Below are 23,019 nucleotides of genomic sequence, written 5' to 3' on the forward strand. Positions count from 1 at the left end.
GCACCGATGCCCTTCGCGGCCGCCATGAGCGAGCACCCGCTCACGGCCCACGCCGTCGGGGAGGTCGCCGGCGAGGTGCTCGAGCGCATCGGCGAGCGCCCCGACCTCGCCGTGCTCTTCGTCACGCCACCGCACGCCGGCGCTCTCGAGGACGCCATGCGCACCGTCGAGGAGGTCCTGCATCCCCTGGTGGCGCTGGGCGGCGCGGCCCAGTCCGTGCTGGGGCCGCATCGCGAGGTGGAGCAGGGGGCCGCCGTGACCCTGTTCGCCGGGCACACCGGGCCCCTGGTGCCGGTGGTGCTCGACGCCGTGCCGGACGGCCCCGACGACGGCCTGGTGCTGCGCGGCTGGCCGGGCGAGACCCCGTTCGCGCCGCAGGCGCTCGTGCTGGTGGCCGACCCCTACAGCTTCCCGGCGGAGGCCTTCCTGCGGTGGGCCGACACCCACCATCCCGGGCTGCCCGTGGTGGGCGGCATGGCCTCGGCGGCACGCGGCCCCGGCGGCAACCGCATCGCCGTGGGCGGCCGCGTCCGCACCGCCGGCGCGGTGGGGGCGTTGATCGGCCCCGGGGCGACGGTGCAGACGGTGGTATCGCAGGGGTGCCGGCCCTTCGGCCACCCGCTCGTCGTGACGGCCGCCGAGCGCAACGTCATCGCCGAGCTCGCCGGGCGGCCCGCCATGGAGCGGCTGGTGGCCCAGGCCCACGACACGCTGTCCAAAGAGGAGGTGGCCCTCCTCGAGATGGGCGGGCTGCACCTCGGTCGGGTCATCGACGAGCACAAGGCGCAGTTCGGTCCGGGAGACTTCCTCGTGCGCACCGTCGTCGGCGCCGACCGGTCGACGGGGGCCATCGCCGTCACCGACGTCGTGCCGGTGGGCACCACCGTGCAATTCCATCTGCGCGACGCCGCCAGCGCCGACGAGGACCTCCATGCGCTCATGGCCGACCGGCGCGCCGACGCCGCCCTGGTGTTCACCTGCAACGGCAGGGGGACCCGGTTGTTCGGCGAGCCACATCACGACGTGCGCGTGCTGGCCGAGCATCTCGGGGCCGTCCCCATGGCCGGCTTCTTCGCCGCCGGCGAGCTCGGGCCCGTCGGAGGCCGGAACTTCCTCCACGGGTTCACGGCATCGGTGGCGCTGCTGCGCGACGCAGGTGGCGCCCCCGCGCCCCCCGGGGCGCCCGTGTAGGGCCCGCCCGCCACCCGCCGACCCCCTCCCCTGCCGATCCCGACGGATTCCGACCGGGGGCCCGCCGGCGGCACCCCCCGCCGGCGCGGCGATGACCGTCGGCATCACCGGAGGAGCGGGTAGGTTCTCACCGTGACCGACGCGACGCTCGAGCAGCTCGGGATCAACGTCATCCGTGGTCTCGCCATGGATGCTCCCCAGAAGGCCGACTCCGGCCACCCGGGCACGGCCATGGCGCTGGCGCCACTGGCCCACGTGCTGTTCACACGCGTCATGCGCCACGACCCCGCCGAACCGCTGTGGCCCGACCGCGACCGCTTCATCCTGTCCAACGGCCACGCCTCGATCCTGCTCTACTCCATGCTGTACCTCACCGGGTACGGGCTCACCCTCGACGACATCCGACAGTTCCGCCAGTGTGGCAGCAAGACGCCGGGACACCCCGAGGTACACCTGACCTCGGGCGTCGAGGTCACCACCGGACCGCTCGGGCAGGGCGTGGGCAACGGCGTCGGCATGGGCATCGCCGAGCGGTGGCTGCGCGCCCGCTTCGGTCCCGAGGTCGTCGACCACCACACCTTCGTCATCTGCTCCGACGGCGATCTCATGGAGGGCATCAGCCACGAGGCGGCGTCACTGGCGGGGCACCTCGGCCTGGGCCGGCTCGTCTACGTCTACGACGACAATCACATCACCATCGACGGCCCCACCGAGCTCGCCTACGACGACGACGTCGTCGAGCGCTTCGAGGCCTACGGGTGGCACGCCGAGAACGTGGGCGAGATCGCCAACGACACCGAGGCGCTCGAGGCCGCGCTGCGGCGGGCCATGGCCGTCGACGACAAGCCCTCCATCATCACGCTGCGCAGCCACATCGGATGGCCCTCGCCGCACAAGACCGACACCGCCGACGCCCATGGCAGCCCGCTCGGCGAGGAAGAGATCCGGGAGACCAAGGCGATCCTCGGCCTCCCCCCCGACGAGCAGTTCTGGGTCCCCGACGAGGTCGTCGGGCTCTACCGCCGCTGCCTGGCGCGCGGCGAGGACCTCCGCCGGGCGTGGCAGGCACGCTTCGACGCCTGGGACGGCGACAAGGCGGCCTGGGACGCCTGCCAGCGCGGCCGAGGGCTCGACGGGTGGGCCCACAAGCTCCCCGTCTTCGAGGCGGGGACGAGCATGGCCACGCGCGTCGCGGTGAACCGGTGCATCACGGCCACCGCCGACGTGGTGCCGGGGCTCGTGGCGGGCTCCGCCGACCTCACCGGCAACACCGGCATGAAGCTGAAGGACGGGGTCGAGCAGTCGGCCGGGAACCCGGGTGGGGCGCAGGTGCACTACGGCATCCGCGAGCACGCCATGGGCGCGGCGCTGACGGGCATGGCCCGCCACGGCGGGGTCCTGCCCGTGGGCGGGACCTTCTTCGTCTTCAGTGACTACATGCGGCCCTCGGTGCGGCTGGCGGCCCTGTCGGAGGCCCACGTCATCTACTCCTGGACCCATGACTCGGTCGGTCTCGGCGAGGACGGGCCCACCCACCAGCCCGTCGAACACCTCGCCGCGCTGCGGGCCATGCCCGGCCTGCGCGTGATCCGCCCCGCCGACGCCAACGAGTGCGCCCACGCCTGGCGCGTGGCGGTGGACGGCGAGGGCCCCACGGCCCTGGTGCTGTCGCGCCAGGCCGTCCCCGTGCTCGAGGGGACCGCCGAGGCCGTCGACGGCGTGGCGCGGGGTGGCTACGTCCTCGTCGACACGCCCGGTGACGCCGACATCGTGCTGATCGGCACCGGCTCAGAGGTCGCCGTGTGCGTCGGCGCGGCGCTCCTGCTCGCCGGCAAGGGTGCCGAGGGCGATGGCGGGCCGCCCGTGCGGGTCCGGGTGGTGTCGCTTCCCTCGTGGGACCTGTTCGCCGCGCAGGACGCCGACTACCGCGACGGGGTGCTGCCGCGCGGGCTCCCCCGTCTCGCCGTCGAGGCGGCGGTGTCGTTCGGTTGGGAGCGCTACGCCGACGACGTCGTCGCCATCGACCACTTCGGCGCGTCGGCCCCCGGCGCCGAGGTCCTGGCCAACTTCGGCTACACGCCGCAGAACGTGGCCGCCCGGGCGCGTGCCCTGCTCGCCCGTAGCCACGGTGCATGAACCGCTGACACCGACCGACGACCGGGCGCTCCGGCGCGACGCGCCCGGTGGGAAGGGAGCACCATGACCAGGCTGCACGACCTCTACGAGCAGCAGGGCCAGAGCCCATGGCTCGACAACCTGCGACGCGACTACCTGCGCGGCGGGCGGCTGGCCGAATTGGTGGGTGAGGGCATCCGGGGCGTGACGTCGAACCCCACGATCTTCGCCAAGGCCATCGAGGCCGGCTCCGACTACGACGAGCAGTTCCGCGACCTCCTGGCGGGCCACACCGTCGAGGCCGCCTACTGGGAGCTCGTCGTCACCGACATCCGCGACGCGCTGGCGGTGCTGCGCCCGGTGCACGACGCCTCCGACGGCGTCGACGGGTTCGTATCGCTCGAGGTGGCCCCGGCCCTGGCACACGACACCGAGGGCACCATCCGCGACGCGCGCCACTTCCACGAGCTCGTGGCCGAGCCCAACCTGTTCGTGAAGATCCCGGCCACGACCGAGGGCGTGCCCGCCGTCCGGGCCATGATCGGCGAGGGCCGCAACATCAACATCACCCTGCTGTTCAGCCTGGAACGCTACGGCGAGGTGATCGAGGCCTACCTCGGGGGGCTCGAGGACCTCGTGGCCGCCGGCTCGACCGACCTGTCCACGGTGCACAGCGTGGCCTCGTTCTTCGTGAGCCGGGTCGACACCGAGGTGGACCGCCGGCTCGAGGCCCTGGCCGCGGCGGCCGCACCGGGCCGGGCCGACGAGATCCTCGCCCTGCGGGGCACCGCCGCGGTCTCCCAGGCACAGCGGGCCTATGCGTTGTTCCGGGAGCGCTTCGCCGGTCCCCGCTGGGAGGCACTGGCGGCACGGGGCGCCATGGTGCAGCGGCCCCTGTGGGCGTCCACCTCCACCAAGAACCCCGCCTACCCCGACCTCGCCTACGTGGACACGCTCATCGGCCCCGACACCGTCAACACCATGCCTGACGACACGATCGCGGCCTTCCTCGACCACGGCACGCCGAAGCGCACCGTCGACGCCGACCCCGACGGCGCCCGGCGCGCCCTCGAGCGCATCGGGGACGCCGGCGTGGACATGGCCGACGTGGCCCGGACGCTCGAGGACGAGGGCGTGGCCAGCTTCAGCAAGTCGTTCGACGAGCTCGTGCAGTCGCTGTCCGACAAGGCCAACGCCCTGTCGGCGGGCAGCTGAGGGCGCTCGGTGGTCGATGACGCCCGGGCCCTGGCGCCGCGGCTGCTGGCGCGCGACCTCTCCCTGTGGCCCGACGGCAACGTGGCGCCCACCCGGCTGGGCTGGCTCGACGTGCCCCGACGCATGGCCGCCGAGGCCGCCGACCTCGCCGCCTGGGCGGCGGGCATCGAGCAGTCGACGGTGGTGCTGCTCGGCATGGGCGGCTCGTCGCTCGGGCCGGCGGTGCTGGAGGCTGTCCTCACCGCCACGGGGACGCCCGGCGGTCCCGGCGCCTCGCGGCGAAGGCTGGTGGTGTGCGACACCACCCACCCGGCGACGGTCGGATCGCTCGACCTGACCGACGCCTTCGTGGTGGTGTCGTCGAAGTCGGGCACCACGCTCGAGCCCAACGCCCTGCTCGCCCATGCCTGGTCGCAGATGGCGGACCCGTCGCGCTACGCGGCGGTCACCGACCCCGGCACGCCGCTCGCCGTGCTGGGCGCCGAGCGTGGCTTCGCCCGGTGCTTCGAGAACCCGCCCGACATCGGCGGCCGCTACTCCGTGCTGTCGTACTTCGGGATGGTTCCGGCCGCGCTCATCGGCTACGACGTGGCCGAGCTGTGCGAGCGCGCCCTGGCCGTCGACCTCGAGGAGGCGGTGGGGCTGGGCATGGCCATGGGCGAGGACGCCCGGGCCGGGCGCGACAAGGTGACCGTCGTGGTCCCCCCCGAGTACGCGTCCTTCGGCCTCTGGGTGGAGCAGCTCATCGCCGAGTCGACGGGCAAGCACGGCACGGGATGCGTCCCGGTCCCCACCACCGAGCCCGAGGACGGCCCCGACCGCCACGTCGTCCCGCTCCACCCCCAGGGGCCCGCCGGCCTCGGCGAGCAGTTCTTGCGCTTCGAGGTGGCCACCGCACTGTGCGGGCACGTGCTCGGCATCGACCCCTTCGACGAGCCCAACGTGGCAGAGTCGAAGAAGAACACCAACGACGTGCTCGCCCACCTCCCCCTACCCGAGGTCGAGGCGTCGCCGCCCGACGAGGTGCTGCAGTGGCTGGCGGACACGGCGGGGCCCGGGGACTACGTCTCGCTGCAGGCCTACCTCCCCTTCGGCCACGACGCCGAGCTCGAGGCGCTGCGCCGCACGGTGCGCGACCACCTCGGGGGACTCGCCACCACCGCCGGCTACGGCCCGCGCTTCCTGCACTCCACGGGCCAGCTCCACAAAGGTGGCCCCGCCAGCGTGGTCGCGGTGCAGATCGTCGACGCCCGCCCCATGCCGGCGGTGGCGGTCCCGGGCGCGGCGTACGACTTCGGGACGCTCATCGCCGCCCAGGCGATCGGCGACCACCGCAGCCTCCTGGCCCACGAACGGCGCGTGCTGCGCGTGGCCGTGTCCCGCCTCGAGGACATCGGCTGAGCAGACGGGGACGGGCGGACGGCCGGTCCGGCGCAGCGCGCCCCGGCACGAGCGAAAGGGATCGGCCATGAAGATCGGCATGGTGGGGCTGGGGAAGATGGGGGCCAACATGACCCAGCGCCTCGTCGAGAAGGGCCACCAGGTGGTGGCCTTCGACCTCTCGGACCAGGCCCGCGCCGCGGTCGCCGCCTCCACCGGGGCCGAGACCGCCGCCACCCTGCAGGAGATGGTGCGGGCGCTCGACCCCCCGCGCGTGGCGTGGGTGATGGTCCCCGCCGGGCCGCCCACGACGTCGACCATCGACACGCTGAAGGGCCTCATGCAGCGCGGCGACGTCGTGATCGACGGGGGGAACTCCAACTACAAGGAAGCCGCCCCCTCGGCGACCTCGCTCGCCGAGAAGGGCATCGGCTTCGTCGACGCCGGCACCTCGGGCGGCGTGTGGGGACTCGCCAACGGGTACTGCCTCATGGTGGGGGGCGACCCCGCCGTGGTGGCCACGTGCGAGCCGGTGTTCCTGGCCCTCGCCCCCGTGGGCGGCTACGCCCACGTGGGCCCCGTGGGCGCCGGGCACTTCGTGAAGATGGTGCACAACGGCATCGAGTACGGCCTCATGCAGGCCTACGGCGAGGGCTTCGAGATCATGCAGAAGGCGGACGAGTTCTCTCTCGACCTGCACCAGATCGCCTCGATCTGGCGGTACGGGTCGGTGGTGCGCTCGTGGCTCCTCGAGCTGGCCGAGCGGGCCCTGGCGCCGGGGGCCGGCTTCGAGCGCATCGAGGCGGTCATCGCCGACTCCGGCGAGGGCCGGTGGACGGTCCAGGAAGCCATCGACCGCGCCGTGCCGGCACCGGTCATCACGGCCTCGCTCTACCAGCGCTTCGCCTCACGCGACCGGGAGTCCTACGCGGATCGCCTGATCGCCGCGCTGCGCAACCAGTTCGGCGGCCACGCCGTGGTCACCGGGCCGGCCGGGGACGGGCCGGCCGGGGACGGGCCGGCCGGAGAGGCGGGCACGTGACCCCCGACGGCACCGCCGTCATCGAGGGCGTCGACATCGACGCCGAGGAGCCCGCCACCGAGTCCGTCCACGAGCTCGACGCCGTGGGGACACCACCGCCGCTGGCGCTCGTGGTGTTCGGCGCCTCGGGCGACCTGGCGTCGCGCAAGCTCCTGCCCGCCATCGCCGCCCTGGCCGAGCACGGCGCGCTGCCCGACGGGTTCACCGTCATCGGCGTGGCCCGCACCGCGTGGAGCGACACGCAGTTCCGCCAGGCGGCCCTCGACGCCGCCCCGTTCGCCGGGCCGACGTGGCACCAGGCCGTCACGCGTTTTCGTTACGTGGCGGGCGAGTACGCCGAGAAGCCGACCTTCGACCGCCTGAAGGAGGTGCTGGCGGAAGCCGACGCCACCATGGGCACCGCCGGCAACCGCGTCTACTACCTCGCCACCATCCCGTCGATGTTCGGGGCCGTGGCCCGCGCCCTGGCCGAGCACGAGTGCAACGTTCCCGGCCCGGGCGGGTCCTTCGCCCGGATCGTGGTCGAGAAGCCCTTCGGGCGCGACCTCGCCAGCGCGGGCACCCTCGACCACGACCTGCACGCCGCGTTCGACGAGAACCAGATCTTTCGCATCGACCACTACCTCGGCAAGGAGACGGTGCAGAACGTCCTGGCGCTGCGCTTCGGCAATGCCATCTTCGAGCCCATCTGGAACCGGCGCTACGTCGACCACATCCAGATCACGGTGGCCGAGGAGCTGGGCGTGGAGCACCGCGGCGGCTTCTACGAGACCGCCGGGGCCCTGCGGGACATCGTCCAGAACCACGTGATGCAGGTGCTCGCCCTCACCCTCATGGAGCCGCCCGCCACCGTCGACGCGCTGGGCATCCGCGACGAGAAGGTGAAGCTCCTGCGGGCCGTGATGGTCCCCGACGTCAACGAGGCGGTCATCAACTCGGTGCGCGGGCAGTACACCGCCGGCACCGTGGACGGCGAGCCCGTGCCCGGGTACCGCGAGGAGGAGGGCGTCGACGCCCGGAGCCGGACCGAGACCTTCGTGGCCATGCGTCTCGCCGTGGACAACTGGCGCTGGGCGGGCGTCCCCGTCTTCATCCGCACGGGCAAGCGGCTCCGCACGCGCGCCACCGAGGTCGTCCTCCAATTCCACCGGGTCCCCCACCTCGCCTTCGGTGGCCGGCTCACCCGAGACCTGCGGCCCAACCTGCTCCAGCTGCGCATCCAGCCCGACGAAGGGATCTGCCTGCTGTTCGGGGCCAAGGTCCCGGGCGAGGAGTTCCGCCTGCGGTCCGTCGCAATGGACTTCAGCTACGCGGAGGCCTTCCCCGGCACGACCGGCGGCGGCTACGAGCGCCTCCTGCACGACGTCATGATCGGCGACGCCACCCTGTTCATCCGCACCGACGAGGTGGAGCGCGCCTGGCAGATCTGCGACCCCTTCCTGGAGGCCTGGAGCCAGGACGGGGTGCCGCTGTCGCAGTACCCGGCCGGCACGTGGGGCCCGAAGGAGGCCGACCTGCTCCTGGCGCGCGAGCTGCGCCAGTGGCACCAGCCGTGAGCCCGGCGGCGGGCGGGATGCCAGGCGGGGTGCCGGGGGCCGTCGAGATCGTGGACGACCTCGACGCCGTGGCCGGCGCCTTCGCCGCCACCGTGGTGCGCGCCTACGGGGACCGTCCCGGACCGCGCTTTCGCCTGGTGCTGTCGGGCGGCCCCACGGCCCGACGCTGCTACGAGCGCCTGGCGGCGGTCGGGCCGGCCGGCGGGGTCGCGATCGACTGGTCGGCGGTGGACGTCCTCATGGGAGACGAGCGCTGCGTCCCGCCCGACGACCCCGACGCCAACCAGCGCCTGGTGCGCGAAGCCCTCGTCGACGCCGTCGGTGGCGTCGGATCGTTCCGGCCGATGTCGTGCGCCGAGGGGCCCGAGGTCTACGAGCACGTCATCGCCGCGGCGGGCGATCTCGACCTGGTGCACCTGGGCCTGGGCCCCGACGGCCACACGGCGTCGCTGTTCCCGGGATCGGCCGCGCTCGATGCGCCCACGGAGCGGCTCGTCGTTCGATCCACCGATCCCCAGGAGCGCAACCCGCACGACCGCATGACCCTCACGCTGGCCGCCGTCGCCCGGGCCCGCCTGGTCGTGTTCACCGTGTCGGGCGAGTCCAAACGCGAGGCCTTCACCGCGCTCTGCGCCGGCGCGGACCTCCCCGCGGCCCGGGTGCGCGCCCCGGCGGTGCACTGGATCGTCGACCGCGCCGCCACCGGGCCGGCCGGCGCACCAGCCGGCTCGCCATCTGGTGCGCCGGGCAGTGCGCCGGGCAGTGGCCGCTAAGGTGACCGCCGTGGCCGTGGACGACCTTCTCGAGGCCGCGACGGCCGACGTGCGGGCCGAGGCCCGCGCGCTGCGGGCGCGGGCCCACGGCACCAGGGTGACGTACTCGCCCAAGGTCTTCATCCCGCTCACGATGTTGTGCCGCGACCGGTGCGGCTACTGCACCTTCGCCAAGCCCCCGGCCCGGCTGGCCTCCCCCTTCATGACCCCGGACGAGGTCCTGGCCGTGGCGCGCGCCGGAGTGGCGGCGGGGTGCCACGAGGCGCTCTTCACCCTGGGCGAGGCGCCCGAGGGGCGCTACCCCGTGGCGCGCCGGTGGCTCGAGGACAGCGGGCACGCGTCGACGGTGGACTACCTGGCCGCCATGTGCGCGCTGGTACGCGACGACACGGGGCTGCTCCCCCACGCCAACGCCGGGGCCCTGTCGCACGAGGACCTCGCCCGCCTGCGGGCGGTGTCGGCCAGCCAGGGGATGATGCTCGAGTCGCTCGACCCCGACCTGGCCTGCCACCGGGGCGCCCCCGACAAGACGCCCGAACGGCGGCTGGCCACGCTCGAGGCCGCGGGGGAGCTGGGCATCCCCTTCACCACCGGCGTGCTCGTGGGCATCGGCGAGTCACGCGCCGAACGGGTCCGCGCCCTGGAGGCCATCGCCGACGCGCACCGCCGCCACGGGCACGTGCAGGAGGTGATCGTCCAGAACTTCCTCCCCAAGCCGGGCACGGCCATGCACGACCACGCGCCGTGCCCGCCCGAGGAGCTGTGGTGGTCCGTCGCCGTGGCGCGTCTGGTCCTCCCGCCCGAGGTCCACGTCCAGGCGCCTCCCAACCTCTCCGACGACCTGCGACCGCTGCTCGACTCGGGGCTCGACGACTGGGGCGGGGTGTCGCCGGTGACCGTCGACCACGTGAACCCCGAGCGGGCCTGGCCGGCGCTCGACGTCCTGCGGTCCGCCACCGAGGCGGCCGGGCTCACCCTGGCGCCGCGCCTCACCGTCTATCCCGAGTTCGCCCTCCACCCCGAGCGCTGGCTCGACCCGACCATGCGCTTCCCCGTGCTCGACCGCGCTGACGCCGAGGGGCTCGGCCGCGAGGACGCGTGGTGCTCAGGGGGGACCGAGCCCCCGCCCGTCCTGGTGGGTGCATTCCCATTGCCGGCGCCGCCCTCCGGCGCCGCCGAAGCGCCCGGCCCGGCCCGCAGTGCCGGGGGTGCGGTGGCCGAGGTGCTCGCCGGCGTCGAGCTCGGCCAGGAGGTCGGCGAGGACGAGATCGTCACCCTCTTCTCGGCGCGGGGCCCCGAGGTGCGCGCCGTCGCCGAGGTCGCCGACCGGGTGCGGATCGACGAGGTCGGCGACGTGGTGACGTGGGTGGCCAACCGCAACATCAACTACACCAACGTCTGCACCTTCAAGTGCCGCTTCTGCGCGTTCTCGAAGGGCCCGCTCTCGCTCAACCTACGCGGCGCGCCCTACCTCCTGGAGCTGAGCGACATCACCGAGCGCGTCGTCGAGGCCGAGGCGGCCGGGGCCACCGAGGTGTGCCTGCAGGGTGGCATCCACCCGAAGTTCGACGGGGACTACTACCTCGAGGTCATCCGGGCCGTGCGGGCCGCCTCCGAGCGGATCCACATCCACGGCTTCACCGCCCTCGAGGTGACCGAGGGCGCCCGGCGTCTGGGCGAGCCCCTGGTGGACTACCTGGCGCGGCTGCAAGAGGCCGGCTTGGCGACCCTTCCGGGCACGGCGGCCGAGATCCTCGACGACGATGTGCGCGCCATCCTGTGCCCCGACAAGATCGACACCGAGCAGTGGCTCGACGCCCACCGCGCCGCCCACAGCATCGGCCTGCGGTCCAACGTCACCATCATGTTCGGCTCGGTGGAGCAGCCGCGCTCGTGGGCACGCCACCTGATGCGCACCCGGGCGCTGCAACGCGAGACGGGCGGCTTCACCGAGTTCGTGCCCCTGCCCTTCGTGCACATGGCCGCGCCGATCTACCTGCAGCGCAAGGCGCGCCGCGGCCCGACATTCCGCGAGACGCTGCTCATGCACGCCGTGGGCCGGATCGCCTACCGGGGTTGGATCCCCAACATCCAGGTGAGCTGGGTCAAGATGGGCGCCGCCGGGGTGATCCAGGCACTGCGGTCGGGGGCCAACGACCTCGGCGGGACACTCATGGACGAGAACATCTCGCGCGCCGCGGGCGCCAGCCACGGCCAGCAGATGGACGAGGAGGGCTTCCGCGCCCTGGTCGAGCCCCTCGGCCGGACGCTCAGGCAGCGCACGACCCTCTACGGCCGCGCGCCCACCCCCTGCTGAGGAGGGCGGCGTGACCGTCGGGGACGCCGAGGCCGTGACGACCAGGGACGCCGGCCACGTGCCCCCCCTGGCGGCCGACACCGCCGGGCTCGACGAGCCCACCCCCGACGAGCAGCTCGACCCGGGGGAGCAGAACCTGGTCGACGAGTTGCTCGACTCGGTGGGCGTCACCGATCGCCGCGACCTGTACCGCTCGATCATCGGCACCGTCCTGCACCTCGCCGAGGAGCGGACCGACCCGCTCGACCTGAAGCTCGCGCGCGCCGCCATCGCGGAGATGGCCGAGGCCTTCCGCGTCTTCCGGCCCTTCCGGGTCGAGCAGAAGGTGACGTTCTTCGGATCGGCGCGCACGCTGCCCGACGACCCGCTGTACCTCCAGGCGCGCAGCCTCGCCGAGCGCATGGCACACCACGGGTGGATGGTCGTGACCGGTGCGGGCCCGGGGATCATGGCGGCGGCCATGGAGGGCGCCGGACGTGAACGCTCGCTCGGCGTCAACATCCGGCTCCCCCACGAGCAGGGCGCCAACGAGTTCATCGCCCAGGACCCCAAGCTGGTCGAGATGCGCTATTTCTTCACCCGCAAGCTCATGCTCATCAAGGAGTCCGACGGCTACACCGTGCTCCCCGGCGGGTTCGGCACGCTCGACGAGTCCTTCGAGCTGCTCACGCTGCTGCAGACGGGTAAGGCCCAGCCCGCCCCCCTCGTGCTGCTCGACGTCCCCGGCGGCACCTACTGGCGGGGCTGGCTGGACTTCCTCGACGACCAGGTGGCCTCGCGCCGGCTCGTCTCGGCGGAGGACCATTCGCTGTTCATGATCACCTCCGACGTCGACGAAGCCGCCGCCGAGCTCCTCGGCTTCTACCGCAACTACCACTCGTGCCGCTGGGTGGGCGACCTGCTCGTCGTCCGCCTGCGCACCGCGCCCACGCGGCCCCAGCTGGCGGCGCTCAGCCGCGACTTCTCCGACATCCTGACCGGCGGCACCATCCGGTCGACCAAGCCGCTCGGGCCCGAGCGCTCCAGCCGCGACCATCTGGACCTGCCGCGCGTGGCGCTGCGCTTCGACCGGGTGCACTACGGGCGCCTGCGGCAGCTGATCGACGCCCTCAACGCGCTCGCCGGCTGAGCCCGCCGGCGCCCCCACCCGCCGGCGCCCCCACCCGCCGGCGTCGCCACACCGGCGAGCCCCGTCAGTCGGTATCGTCGGCGCCGGGAGCGGCCCCGGTCGGCGTGCGCAGCAGCACCATCGCCTTCTCCACGGCGCGCCGCGCCCGGGTGAGGCGGCGCTCCTCGGCCACCACGGCCGGATCGGGCGTGCTGCCGCGCCCCGCCGCCGCCGTGGCGGTGCGCAACCGGTCGAACGCCAGGTCGCCCAGCTCCTCGGCGATGGCCTCCAACCGGTCGGCCAGGTCGGCGGTGTCCTCGACCCCCACTCCCCCGCCTCCCCGACCGACCGCCGTCACCCGTCGCGCGCCGGGAGGTCCACCTCGCGGATCTCCAGGGCGCCGCCGGCCGCCTTGGCGCGCAGCACCTTCTTGTCGAACTTGCCGACCGAGGTCTTGGGGATCTCGTCGGCGACGGCCCACCGCTCGGGCAGCCACCACCGGGCCACGCGACCCGACAGGAAGGCCAAGATGTCGGCCGGGTCCGGGTCGGCGCCCTCGGCCGGAACGATCACCACGAGGGGCCGCTCGTCCCAGCGGTCGTCGGGCACCCCGATGACGGCGGCCTCGTACACGCCGGGGTAGGCCATCACCTCGTTCTCGAGCTCGACCGACGAGATCCACTCCCCGCCGGACTTGATGACGTCCTTGGTGCGGTCGGAGATCTGCATGTAGCCGTGGTCGTCGAGGCTGCCGACGTCCCCCGTCCGCAGCCACCCGTCGTGGAAGCGGTCGGCGGAGGGATCGCCGTAGTAGGAGGCGGTCACCCACGGACCGCGAACCTCGAACTCCCCCACCGACCGGCCGTCGGTGGGCATGACCGCGCCCTCCTCGTCGACGACGCGCACCTCCACCCCGGCGATGATGCGCCCGGTCTTCGCCCGCCAGTCCATCTCCTGCTCGGGGGCCGCACCCTTGGGAGGTCGGCCGAAGGCGCACACGGGGCTGGTCTCGGTCATCCCCCAGCCCTGGATCATGGCGATGCCCCAGCGCTGCTGGTAGGCCTCCATGAGCGACCGCGGCACCGCCGCCCCTCCGGCGGTGATGAGCCGCAGCGAGGACAGGTCGACCTCGTTGGCCTGGGCATAATGCAGTAGGTCGTTCCAGATGGTGGGGACGCCGAGCGACAGTGTGGCGCCCTGCTCGCGCATCATCCTGGCCAGTGGCTCGGCCTGCAGGAAGCGTTCGGGGAAGAGGAGGTCGGTCCCCGCGAAGAACGCCGTGTACGGCATGCCCCAGGCATTGGCGTGGAACATGGGAACGATCACGAGGACGCGGTCGCGCTCACTGGCGCCCACGCAGTTGACGGTCATGCCGGCGAAGGCGTGCAGCCAGGTGGAGCGATGGCTGTAGACGACACCCTTGGGATTGCCTGTCGTCCCGCTCGTGTAACACATCGAAGCCGCCACGCGCTCGTCGAGCTCGGGCCAGTCGTAACCGGTCTCCTCGGCGCCGACGAGCTCGTCGTAGCGCAACGTCTCACCGAGCCCGGTGGTGTCGCCCTCCCCCACCACGATGACGTGCTCCACGGTGGTGCACTCGTCGCGTACCCGGGCGAACAGCGGCGCGATGGAACCGTCCACGATGACGACGCGGTCCTCGGCGTGGTTGACGACGTATGCCAGCTGTTCGGGGAAGAGGCGGATGTTGAGGGTGTGGAGGACTGCGCCCATCGAGGGCACCGCCAAATACGCCTCCAGGTGCTCCTGGTCGTTCCAGGCGAAGGTCCCGACCCGGTCCCCGGGCCCGACACCGAGCCGGCGCAGGGCCCGGGCCAGCTGCTCGGCGCGCGCCCCCACCTGGGAGAAGGTGGAATCCCGGTAGCCGTCGGGCTGCATCGTGACGACCCGGCTGTCGCCGTACACGGCCTGGCCGCGACGGAGGATGCCGCTCACCAGGAGGGGCCCGTCTTGCATCGTGCTCAGCATCCCCGGAGCATACCGGCGGGCCCGACGGGGAGGCGGGCCGTGCAATACCCTGACGTGCCATGGAACCTGCACGCGCCCTGGAATTCATCGGCCGCAACCACCGGGCCGTCCTGGCCACCACCCGCGACGACGGGGGCACACAGCTGTCGCTCGTGGCCGCAGGGGTCGACGGCGACGTGGTGGTGGTGAGCACCCGGGAGACCGCGGTGAAGACCAGGAACCTCCGGCGACGACCGCGTGCCACCGTGCTCGTCTTCACCGACGGCTTCTACGGCGACTGGGTGCAGGTGGAGGGCCCCGTGGAGATCGTGTCGCTCCCCGGGGCCATGGACGGCCTGGTGGCCTACTACCGCGGCGTGTCGGGTGAGCACCCCGACTGGGACGACTACCGCGCCGCCATGGAACGCGAGCGGCGCGTGCTGCTGCGGATCTCGGTGGAGCGCGCCGGGCCCGACCACACCGGCTGAACCCGCCTGACCCCGGCCGATCCTGCCTGACCCCGGGCGTCACCGATAGGGTACGCGGGTTGCCGCGGCAAGGGGCCCGCGACCGGCCGAGGAGGGCACATGGGGCGGGTCAACACGGTGCGCGGCCCGGTCGACGCCGACGAGCTGGGCACCACGCTCATGCACGAACACGTCTTCGTGCGCTCGCCCGAGGTGGCGTCGAACTGGCCCACCGGATGGGACCGCGCCGGGCGCATCGCCCAGGCGATCGAACGGCTCACCGAGCTCAAGGCGGCCGGGGTCGACACCATCGTCGACCTCACCGTCGTCGGCCTGGGCCGCGACATCGAGCTGGTCCAGGAGGTGGCCGCCCGGGTGGACCTGCACATCGTGGTCGCCACCGGCCTCTACACCTACAACGACCTGCCGCATTTCTTCGACTACCGCGCCGCCCCCTTCCGCCCCAACGGCGTCGACATCCTCGACGAGTACTTCCTCCACGACATCGAGGAGGGCATCGCCGGCTCGGGCGTCCGCCCCGGGATCCTGAAGTGCGCCACCGACAAGCAGGGCCTCACGCCCGACGTCGAGCGCGTGCTGCGCGCCGTCGCTCGCGTGCACCGCCGGACCGGACTGCCCATCTCCACCCACACCGATGCCGGCACACAGCGGGGGCTCGACCAGCAGCGGGTGTTCACCGAGGAGGGCGTGGACCTGCGTCGGGTGGTGATCGGCCACAGCGGCGACAGCACCGACCTCGACTACCTCGGCACCCTGCTCGAAGCGGGCTCGACGCTCGGCATGGACCGCTTCGGCGTCGACGCCTACTGCCCCACCGCCCAACGAATCGAGACCATCGCCCGCCTGTGCGAGGACGGATGGGCCCAGGGGATGGTCCTCTCCCACGACGCCGGGTGCCACATGGACTGGTTCGACGACGACTTCCTGCACCAGGTCCAGCCCAACTGGAACTTCCTGCACATCAGCCGCGAGGTCCTCCCGGCCATGCGCGAACGGGGAGTGAGCGAGGAGCACATCGACGCCATGCTCGTGGACAACCCGCGGCGCATCCTGGACCACGCCCCCGGCTACTGATGTGGACGACGCGGGTCGTCGGCTTCGGCGACGACCGGGTCCGAGGATCGCCCCGGGCGGCGGCGTGCATGTCTCCGACGTCGCCGGAGTCGGTGCCATGCGCCCGGGCGGCGTCGGGCCCCGGCACTACAGGCGGGCGTAGGTGCGCTCCTCGAGCTCGAAGTCCCGGGTGGCGTCGGCGTTGACCGACGCCTTGGTGGCGGCGATGGCGGCCAGGCAGTCCGCTGCGGTCACGTCGGCCTCGGTGCCCGACAATGCCCGCTCGAAGGCCAGCTGGGCGCTGCGTTGGGCGGCGAGGGCGAAGTCCGCCGGGGTGAAGCCCTCGGTGCGCGCCGCCACGTCCGCGGCATCGCACGCCGGCAGGAACTCGGCGGCCAGCTCGGCCCGCCCGTGCCGGTCGGGGGCCCCGATGGGGATGATGAGATCGAAGCGACCGGGGCGCAGCATGGCCGGGTCGATGGCGGCGATGGAGTTCGTCGCCATGATCATCAGTCGTCCGGGCCGGTCCTTGAACGCCGGGATGGCCTTCAACAGCTCGTTGACGATCGGTTGGCTGTCGGGCCGGGTGGCGCGCGCCGAGGCGATCTCGTCGGCCTCGTCGATGAAGCACACCAGACGGTCGACGCGCCGTAGGTCGTCGAGCGCGTCGCGTAGCGAGACAGCGGCCTGAGAGCCCTGACCGAGCAGCGAGGGGTGGAGCTCGACGAACGACCACGACAACCGCGACGCCACGGCGCGGGCGAACGACGTCTTGCCCGTCCCCGGTGGGCCGAACAACATCACCGCCGCCGGCGGGACGAGGCCGATCCGGTCGGCCAGGTCGGCGTGCGACAGGGGAGCCACGATGCGGCGCTCGAGGAGGTCTTTGGTCGAGGAGAACCCCTTCATCGATCCGAGCAGCCCGGGCGGGGGGAAGTGCCCGCCGTAGCGCTCCACGACGGCGAGCTCCTCGGGGACCATCGACGCCGCCCGGATGTAGAGGTGCAGCCCGTCGAGGCGGGTGAAGCCCTGGTTGGCGAAGGCCACCTCGCCGACCTGCCCCGGCTCGACGAGGGCGAGGAGCCGATGCGCGCCATGGTGGATGACCCCCTGGTCGAGCTCGCGCAGCAGCGCCGAGCCGATGCCGCGGTTGCGCCACTGCGGGTGCAACGCCAGGGCGAGGAGATGGGCGTCGGCCCCACACACACGCGCCACCGCCGCCCCCACGAGCCGACCCCCGGAGACGGCCACCGCGGCGGGCTGGTGCTCGTGGAGCGCTTCGACCACGTCGCTGCGGCTGTAGGCCGCCGCCGTCGCCGTGCCCGCGGCGTCGATCAGGCGCACGACGTCCTCGAACGGCGCGACGGGCTCGCGATGGTCGATGGACAGGACTCGCCACCCGGTGGTCATGGCGTCATTGTCCCGCGGCAACGGGCGTATTCACAACGGTTCGGGCCGGCCCGTCGACACAGGGCTCCTCCCGACTGCTCCCAGGGGACGACAAGAGCGATCGACCTCATCCCGGACCCGGGCTCCGGTGTCGCGCCGGACCTGCAGCTGCTCCACCAGGCGGCGCTCCCTGCGGCCGGCGCGCACCTCGAGGAGCCCGAGAGCCTGGTGGCGGCCCGGCCGGGCGGACCGGACGCAGATCGCGACGCGAGCCGCACCGTGGCTCCCGGGGCGCTGGGCACCGGCTGTCGACGGATCCTCCCGTCGGCGCGCGCCCGCGACCCGAGTCGGCTCGGCACCGGCATGGGACTGGCGGTGCCGAGCCCTGACATCGGGTCGTGTCGCCGCTGAACCGCTCGTTCCGACGACGAGAGGGAGTGTGGAGCACCGGGATCAACCTCGCGTCATCGGATGCTCAACATCTCCGCAACGACACGCCTGATCGACGCGATCGACGCGGCGGACCGATGGCGGCGCGACCAGCGGGGGCGGGGGCCGCTCGGTACGCTCAGAGGCTCCAAGCCCCGCACAGAGGAGCCGGTCGTGGCCGAATTCTCGTCCCATCCCCCCGGGACGCCTTCATGGTTCGACCTGTCGACCGCCGACCTGACCGGCGCCAAAGCCCACTCCTGCGCCCTCTTCGGCCGGGACGTGACCGATGGCGGTCCCGGGACCGGTGGGTGCTGCATTCTCCTGAAGGGCGGCATGTTCCTGAAGGGCGGCACGACCGTGGCCGGCGTGGGCCCGCGGCAGATGGAGGGCATGGCGCCGGCGTGGCCGACTTCGTGAGCGTGGACGACGCCGACGCCATGCCCGGCACGGCCTACACGGAGTGCAAGCGCGGCGGCGACACCGTCGGCGGCATGATGGACATGCCGGCTGCGATCCCGCCCCGGGTGCCGGCCACCCGGCGGGTCTCCTTCGCCGTCGTGAGCGACCGGTCCGGCGACGTGTTCGCGGTGACCACCGTGAACGCCGCCGCGTAGCAGGGCGCGCCGGCCACGGGATGCCGATGATCGGCGAGGACCTGCGCCGGGGGCGAGCGCCGGCGCGGGCCCGCCACCGGACGCCGGTGGCGGCGGGCCTGCTGGTGCTGGCGGTAGGGGTGCTGGCCCTCGGCCCGTACGCGGGCGGCGACGTGGTGCACGCCGACGACGAGGGGGACGCCCTCCCGAGCGTGCACGCCGGCGGGGTGCCCCTGGGTGTGTACGTGGGCCCCGGTGACCCCCGGTCGGTCGCCGACTTCGCCACCGCCACCGGCACCAGGCCCAGCCTGGCGTCGGACTACCTGCCGGGTGGTGACGGGTGGGCCGGCATGGTGATGCGGGCGCCGCTGGCACGCTTCCTGGCGCCGTGGGACGGCAGCCGGTACCGGCTCGTTCTCGGCGTGCCCCTCGTCCCGACCGCCCGGGGCAGGGCGGTCGGGACGCTGGCCGCCGGCGCCGCCGGTCGCTACGACGCCGAGTTCACCACGCTGGCCGAGTCCCTCGCCTTCTACGGCCAGGGGGATGCCATCGTGCGCCTGGGGTGGGAGTTCAACGCCCCGTGGTACCCGTGGGGGGTGGCGAACACCGCCGGCGCCGCCGACTACGCCGCGTACTTCCGGCACGTGGTCACCGCCATGCGCAGCGTCCCGGGCACCTCGTTCCGGTTCGTCTGGAACGCCACGCCCGGCCCCTCGCCGTTCGACCTCGCCGCCGCCTACCCCGGGGACGGCTACGTCGACTTCGTGGGCCTCGACCTCTACGACCAGATCTGGGGCATGCCCCAGGACCCCAACCTCGTGTGGTCGCACTTCCTGACCGAGGCGAACGGTCTGCGGTGGCTGTCGTCGTTCGCCGACGCCCACCACAAGGCCGCGGTGATCCCCGAGTGGGGCGTCACCATCCGCTCGGACGGGCACGGCCTCGGCGACGACCCGCTGTTCGTGGCCCGTATGGCGGGCTGGGTCACCACGCACGACGTCGCCTTCACGAGCTACTTCGGGTTCGACGCGCCCGACGGCCGGCACGACATCCTGGACGGCGCCTTCCCGAATTCCCTGACCGCCTTCGAGCACTCGTTCGCCACCGCCCACGCCGTCGCCGTCGCCGGCCCCGGCCCCGGCCCCGGCCCCGGCGAAGCGGACGTCAACCCGACACGAGCGTCGCGGTGATCGTCCCCTTCACGCCGGCAGGGCTCACGAAGTCCCCGATCATGTGGTGCGTGCCGTCGCGGGTGACGACGGTCGCCGTCCCCGTCTCCCGGCCGCTGCCGAGCGTCACGGTGAACGACAGCGTCGTGCCCGACACCTTGCCCGTGACGGACTCGACGCCCACCGGCGTGGCCACCGTCCCCGAGAACACCCCCGTCGTGCGGTTCTCGGTCGTGACGACCAGGCTCTGCGCCGAGAACGTCGCCTCGTAGGCGAGGAGCAGGTTCCAGGTGCCCCGGACGTCGACGGGCGCCGCTGCCGGAGGGGTCGTCGACGGGGTGGTCGTCGGGGCGGCCCTCGACGAGGTGAAGGGCCCGGCGTGCGTCACGGCCAGGGCTCCCGTCATCACCGCCAGGGCGGTCACGATGATCCCGGCGCGCGCCACGACGCTGGTCCGGCTCCCCTCGGGGTGACCCGACCCCGGCCCGGGCACCCGGGCGGGCGGCAGGGGGTGGCCGGGCGTCACGTCATGGTCGACGTCGTCATCGGGATGGAAGGTCCAAGCCGCACCGGGAGGCTCCTCGGCGGGGGGCGACACCGCGACACCCACGGGACGCCCGATCGACGGGCGCGACCGGGGCGCCCGTTGCACGCCCCCGGCATGGGTGGGCACTGGGCCGCCACCGGGCTCGTGGGCGCGCTCCGTCACCCCTCTGACATCGGCGGGCCCGGAGGCCGCCTTGAGCCTGGGGCCCGCGGGTCCCGTGCCTGGCCCGACAGGCGAGGGCCCGGCAGCCGGGCGTCAGGTGAGGGCGGAGGGAGCCGGCTGCCGGCCGGGCTTGGCGAAGCGCATGTGCAGGGCGATGGCCGCGCTCGTGACCGCCGCCCACCCGCACCACACCGAGGCGAACCCGTCGACGGTCAGCTTGGCGATGACGGCGATGGCGACGACGTTGACGAGGCCGAACAACAGGACGTGGCGGTACCCCGAGGCGAGCAGGGCGCCGCAGGTGGCCACCACGTACAGGCTGACGATGGCGAGCCCCCCGCCGAGCTGCAGCTCGTAGGCGAGATGGTAGGGATGCTCGCTCACCCCCACGGGCCCCCGCACCATGGCCGCGAAGAGCACCGCGGCGACGACGACACCGACGGCGACGAAGGGTGCCATGACCCAGCGGCGGCTGCGCGTCGGCTCGAGCTGCACGACCGCCAGCGGGACGAAGATCGGCAGCACGACGAAGGCGATCAGGAGGTAGACCCACAGCGCCACCCGGCCGACGTCGGACGGGACGTGGCCCTGCTGCCACCACCACACGAAGGCCTCGTCGAGCTGATGCGCCCCCAGGATCAGCGGCAGGGCCGCCATGGCCAGATGGCCACGGCGCCGGCGCACGTGGCGAACGGCGTCGACACCGATGGCACTGATGGCGATCCCACCGACGAGGTCGGCCTGCGGGGAGAAGCACACGCCGCTACGACCGGCTCCCTGTGGTTCGGTGGGTCATCGCTACCCGTCACGCTAGCCGGGGATCGCCCCGGCCCGGCGCAGGACACCTGCCGGTGTGCATCGGGCCCGGCGGGGCCGGCTGTCTCGGCTCCATGCCCCCGACGACAAGGGTGTCACCCGCGGCCTGACCCCGGGCGGTGGCCACGCCCGCTCAGCGCAGGGCGAGCTGGCCCGGCACGAGCGGTGCCGGCAGGGCCGTGTCCTCCATCAGCCAGCGGTCCACGCCGGCTGCGCACGACCGCCCCTCGGCGATGGCCCACACGATGAGGCTCTGGCCCCTCGTCATGTCGCCGCACACGAAGACGCCCTCGCGGCTGGTCTGCCAGCCGGCGTCACAGGCCACGTTCCCGCGGGCGTCGAGCTCGAGGCCGAGCTCCCCCACGATGCCCCGCCGCTCGGCACCGAGGAAGCCCATGGCGAGGAGCACGAGCTCGCAGGGGAGCTCGAACTCGCTGTCCGCCACGGGCTCGAAGACGGGGCGGTCGGCATCACTGCGCATCTCGACGCCGTGCCCGCGCAGCGCCCGCACCGACCCGGTGCCGTCGTCCACGAACGCCGCCGTGGTGACCCCGTAGACCCGCTCCCCACCCTCCTCGTGGGCGGAGGTCGTCCGGAACACGAGCGGCCACGTGGGCCAGGGGTTCTCGTCGGCGCGGCCGTCCGGTGGCTTGGGCATGATCTCGAGCTGGTGGACCGAGCGCGCCCCCTGCCGGTGGGCGGTGCCCAGGCAGTCGGCGCCCGTGTCGCCCCCGCCGATGATGACGACGTGCTTGCCCGCCGCGGTGACGGGCGCGGTGGCGAGCGCACCTTCGCGCACCAGGTTGGAGGGCTTCAGGTAGTCCATCGCCAGGTGGATGCCGGCCAGGTGCCGGCCGTCGACCGGCAGGTCGCGCGGCAGTGTGGCTCCGCCCGCCACCACCACGGCGTCGTACTGCGCCACCAGCTCCTCGGCCGGGACGACGCGTACGTCGGGGGCGCACGCCGCCCCGGGCCCGCGTCGCTCGCCCGGCTCGACGGGCTCGGCGTCCCCTCCGTCGGCGACCGCCGCGCCCACCGGGCCCGCCGGGTCTCCGACCGCTGTCGAGCACCGGAACTCCACGCCCTCGGCGCGCAGCTGCGCCAACCGGCGATCGAGCACCGCCTTCTCCATCTTGAATTCCGGGATGCCGTAGCGCAGCAGGCCGCCGGGCCGCTCCGCCCGCTCGTACACCACGACCCGGTGACCAGCCCGGGCGAGTTGCTGGGCACAGGCGAGACCCGCAGGCCCTGAGCCGACGACCGCCACCGAGCGGCCCGTCCGCACCGTGGGCGGCTGGGGAGCGACCCATCCCTCGGCCCATCCGCGCTCGGCGATCTCGAGCTCGATGCGCTCGATGGTCACCGGGTCCGAGTTGATCCCGAGCACACATGCCCCCTCGCAGGGTGCCGGGCACAGCCGCCCGGTGAACTCTGGGAAGTTGTTGGTGGCGTGCAGGCGCTCCAGCGCGTCGGGCCAGTCGCGGCGGTAGACGAGGTCGTTCCACTCCGGGATGAGGTTGCCGAGCGGGCACCCCTCGTGGCAGAAGGGGATGCCGCAGTCCATGCAGCGCGCCCCCTGGTCCACGGCGTCGGGCTCGGGGAACGACTCGTAGACCTCGCGCCAGTCCCGCAGGCGCACCGGCACGGGCCGGCGCGGCGGCAGCCGCCTGGCGAACTCCAGGAACCCGGTGGGCTTGCCCATGGCCGC

The 23,019-nt window shown here is 73.3% G+C and carries 20 protein-coding genes; 14 read left to right on the forward strand and 6 right to left on the reverse strand.

The window, feature by feature from the left end:
• Window positions 1–6: 6 nt before the first annotated feature.
• From VMV22_01745 to VMV22_01785, 9 genes are all read left to right on the forward strand, one after another.
• The gene (locus VMV22_01745) at window positions 7–1,191 is read left to right on the forward strand and encodes an FIST N-terminal domain-containing protein (GenBank protein HUY21042.1); all 1,185 of its coding nucleotides are present in this window, start codon (window positions 7–9) and stop codon (window positions 1,189–1,191) included.
• 132 nt (window positions 1,192–1,323) lie between these two features.
• The gene (gene tkt, locus VMV22_01750; protein ID HUY21043.1) at window positions 1,324–3,327 is read left to right on the forward strand and encodes a transketolase; all 2,004 of its coding nucleotides are present in this window, start codon (window positions 1,324–1,326) and stop codon (window positions 3,325–3,327) included.
• 63 nt (window positions 3,328–3,390) lie between these two features.
• Window positions 3,391–4,521, forward strand: coding sequence for a transaldolase (gene tal, locus VMV22_01755; GenBank protein ID HUY21044.1), 1,131 nt, complete (start codon window positions 3,391–3,393; stop codon window positions 4,519–4,521).
• Between the two features lie 9 nt (window positions 4,522–4,530).
• Complete coding sequence (locus tag VMV22_01760; protein ID HUY21045.1) at window positions 4,531–5,922, forward strand: hypothetical protein; 1,392 nt, start codon at window positions 4,531–4,533, stop codon at window positions 5,920–5,922.
• A 67-nt stretch (window positions 5,923–5,989) separates the two neighbouring features.
• The gene (gene gnd, locus VMV22_01765) at window positions 5,990–6,943 is read left to right on the forward strand and encodes a decarboxylating 6-phosphogluconate dehydrogenase (GenBank protein HUY21046.1); all 954 of its coding nucleotides are present in this window, start codon (window positions 5,990–5,992) and stop codon (window positions 6,941–6,943) included.
• Entirely contained in the window at window positions 6,940–8,499 is a 1,560-nt protein-coding gene (zwf, locus tag VMV22_01770; protein ID HUY21047.1) for a glucose-6-phosphate dehydrogenase, read from the forward strand. The genes gnd and zwf overlap by 4 nt, the downstream gene beginning before the upstream one ends.
• A complete protein-coding gene (pgl, locus tag VMV22_01775) occupies window positions 8,484–9,272 on the forward strand; it encodes a 6-phosphogluconolactonase (protein HUY21048.1) in 789 nt (262 codons plus the stop codon). The genes zwf and pgl overlap by 16 nt, the downstream gene beginning before the upstream one ends.
• 10 nt (window positions 9,273–9,282) lie before the next feature.
• Window positions 9,283–11,589 carry a 5-amino-6-(D-ribitylamino)uracil--L-tyrosine 4-hydroxyphenyl transferase CofH gene (gene cofH, locus VMV22_01780; protein ID HUY21049.1) on the forward strand — a complete coding sequence of 769 codons (2,307 nt, stop codon included), beginning with the start codon at window positions 9,283–9,285 and terminating at the stop codon, window positions 11,587–11,589.
• Window positions 11,590–11,599: 10 nt separating this feature from the next.
• Complete coding sequence (locus VMV22_01785) at window positions 11,600–12,718, forward strand: TIGR00730 family Rossman fold protein (protein HUY21050.1); 1,119 nt, start codon at window positions 11,600–11,602, stop codon at window positions 12,716–12,718.
• Between the two features lie 64 nt (window positions 12,719–12,782).
• Here VMV22_01785 and VMV22_01790 read toward each other — a convergent pair whose 3' ends face one another.
• Window positions 12,783–13,025, reverse strand: a complete 243-nt coding sequence (locus VMV22_01790; GenBank protein HUY21051.1) for a hypothetical protein — start codon at window positions 13,023–13,025, stop codon at window positions 12,783–12,785.
• 26 nt (window positions 13,026–13,051) lie between these two features.
• The gene (locus VMV22_01795; GenBank protein ID HUY21052.1) at window positions 13,052–14,683 is read right to left on the reverse strand and encodes a long-chain fatty acid--CoA ligase; all 1,632 of its coding nucleotides are present in this window, start codon (window positions 14,681–14,683) and stop codon (window positions 13,052–13,054) included.
• A 59-nt stretch (window positions 14,684–14,742) separates the two neighbouring features.
• On the opposite strand from VMV22_01795, the gene VMV22_01800 reads away from it, so the two are divergent.
• Both VMV22_01800 and VMV22_01805 read left to right on the forward strand, forming a co-directional pair.
• Window positions 14,743–15,150 (forward strand): PPOX class F420-dependent oxidoreductase, encoded by a 408-nt coding sequence (locus VMV22_01800; GenBank protein ID HUY21053.1) that lies wholly within the window; start codon window positions 14,743–14,745, stop codon window positions 15,148–15,150.
• 99 nt (window positions 15,151–15,249) lie between these two features.
• Entirely contained in the window at window positions 15,250–16,224 is a 975-nt protein-coding gene (locus VMV22_01805; protein HUY21054.1) for a hypothetical protein, read from the forward strand.
• Between the two features lie 126 nt (window positions 16,225–16,350).
• On the opposite strand, the gene VMV22_01810 is transcribed toward VMV22_01805, so the two are convergent.
• On the reverse strand, window positions 16,351–17,613 hold the full coding sequence (locus VMV22_01810) for a bifunctional GNAT family N-acetyltransferase/ATP-binding protein (GenBank protein ID HUY21055.1): 1,263 nt from the start codon (window positions 17,611–17,613) through the stop codon (window positions 16,351–16,353).
• Between the two features lie 582 nt (window positions 17,614–18,195).
• Here VMV22_01810 and VMV22_01815 point away from each other — a divergent pair.
• The 3 genes from VMV22_01815 to VMV22_01825 are packed head-to-tail and all read left to right on the forward strand — an operon-like array spanning window position 18,196 to window position 19,807.
• Complete coding sequence (locus VMV22_01815) at window positions 18,196–18,441, forward strand: hypothetical protein (protein HUY21056.1); 246 nt, start codon at window positions 18,196–18,198, stop codon at window positions 18,439–18,441.
• Window positions 18,426–18,638, forward strand: a complete 213-nt coding sequence (locus tag VMV22_01820; protein ID HUY21057.1) for a hypothetical protein — start codon at window positions 18,426–18,428, stop codon at window positions 18,636–18,638. Before VMV22_01815 ends, VMV22_01820 begins: the two co-directional genes overlap by 16 nt.
• Window positions 18,639–18,664: 26 nt before the next feature.
• Window positions 18,665–19,807, forward strand: a complete 1,143-nt coding sequence (locus tag VMV22_01825; protein ID HUY21058.1) for a glycosyl hydrolase — start codon at window positions 18,665–18,667, stop codon at window positions 19,805–19,807.
• On the opposite strand, the gene VMV22_01830 is transcribed toward VMV22_01825, so the two are convergent.
• The 3 genes from VMV22_01830 to VMV22_01840 all read right to left on the reverse strand — a co-directional run bounded on the left by VMV22_01830 (window position 19,782) and on the right by VMV22_01840 (window position 23,013).
• A complete protein-coding gene (locus VMV22_01830) occupies window positions 19,782–20,396 on the reverse strand; it encodes a hypothetical protein (GenBank protein HUY21059.1) in 615 nt (204 codons plus the stop codon). The genes VMV22_01825 and VMV22_01830 overlap by 26 nt on opposite strands.
• Before the next feature lie 192 nt (window positions 20,397–20,588).
• Window positions 20,589–21,254: a DUF6629 family protein gene (locus tag VMV22_01835; protein HUY21060.1), complete on the reverse strand. Its 666-nt coding sequence runs from the start codon at window positions 21,252–21,254 to the stop codon at window positions 20,589–20,591.
• 190 nt (window positions 21,255–21,444) lie between these two features.
• Window positions 21,445–23,013: a glutamate synthase subunit beta gene (locus tag VMV22_01840; protein ID HUY21061.1), complete on the reverse strand. Its 1,569-nt coding sequence runs from the start codon at window positions 23,011–23,013 to the stop codon at window positions 21,445–21,447.
• Between the last annotated feature and the right edge of the window lie 6 nt (window positions 23,014–23,019).

Source organism: Acidimicrobiales bacterium, assembly GCA_035531755.1.
GTDB lineage: Bacteria > Actinomycetota > Acidimicrobiia > Acidimicrobiales > UBA8190 > DATKSK01.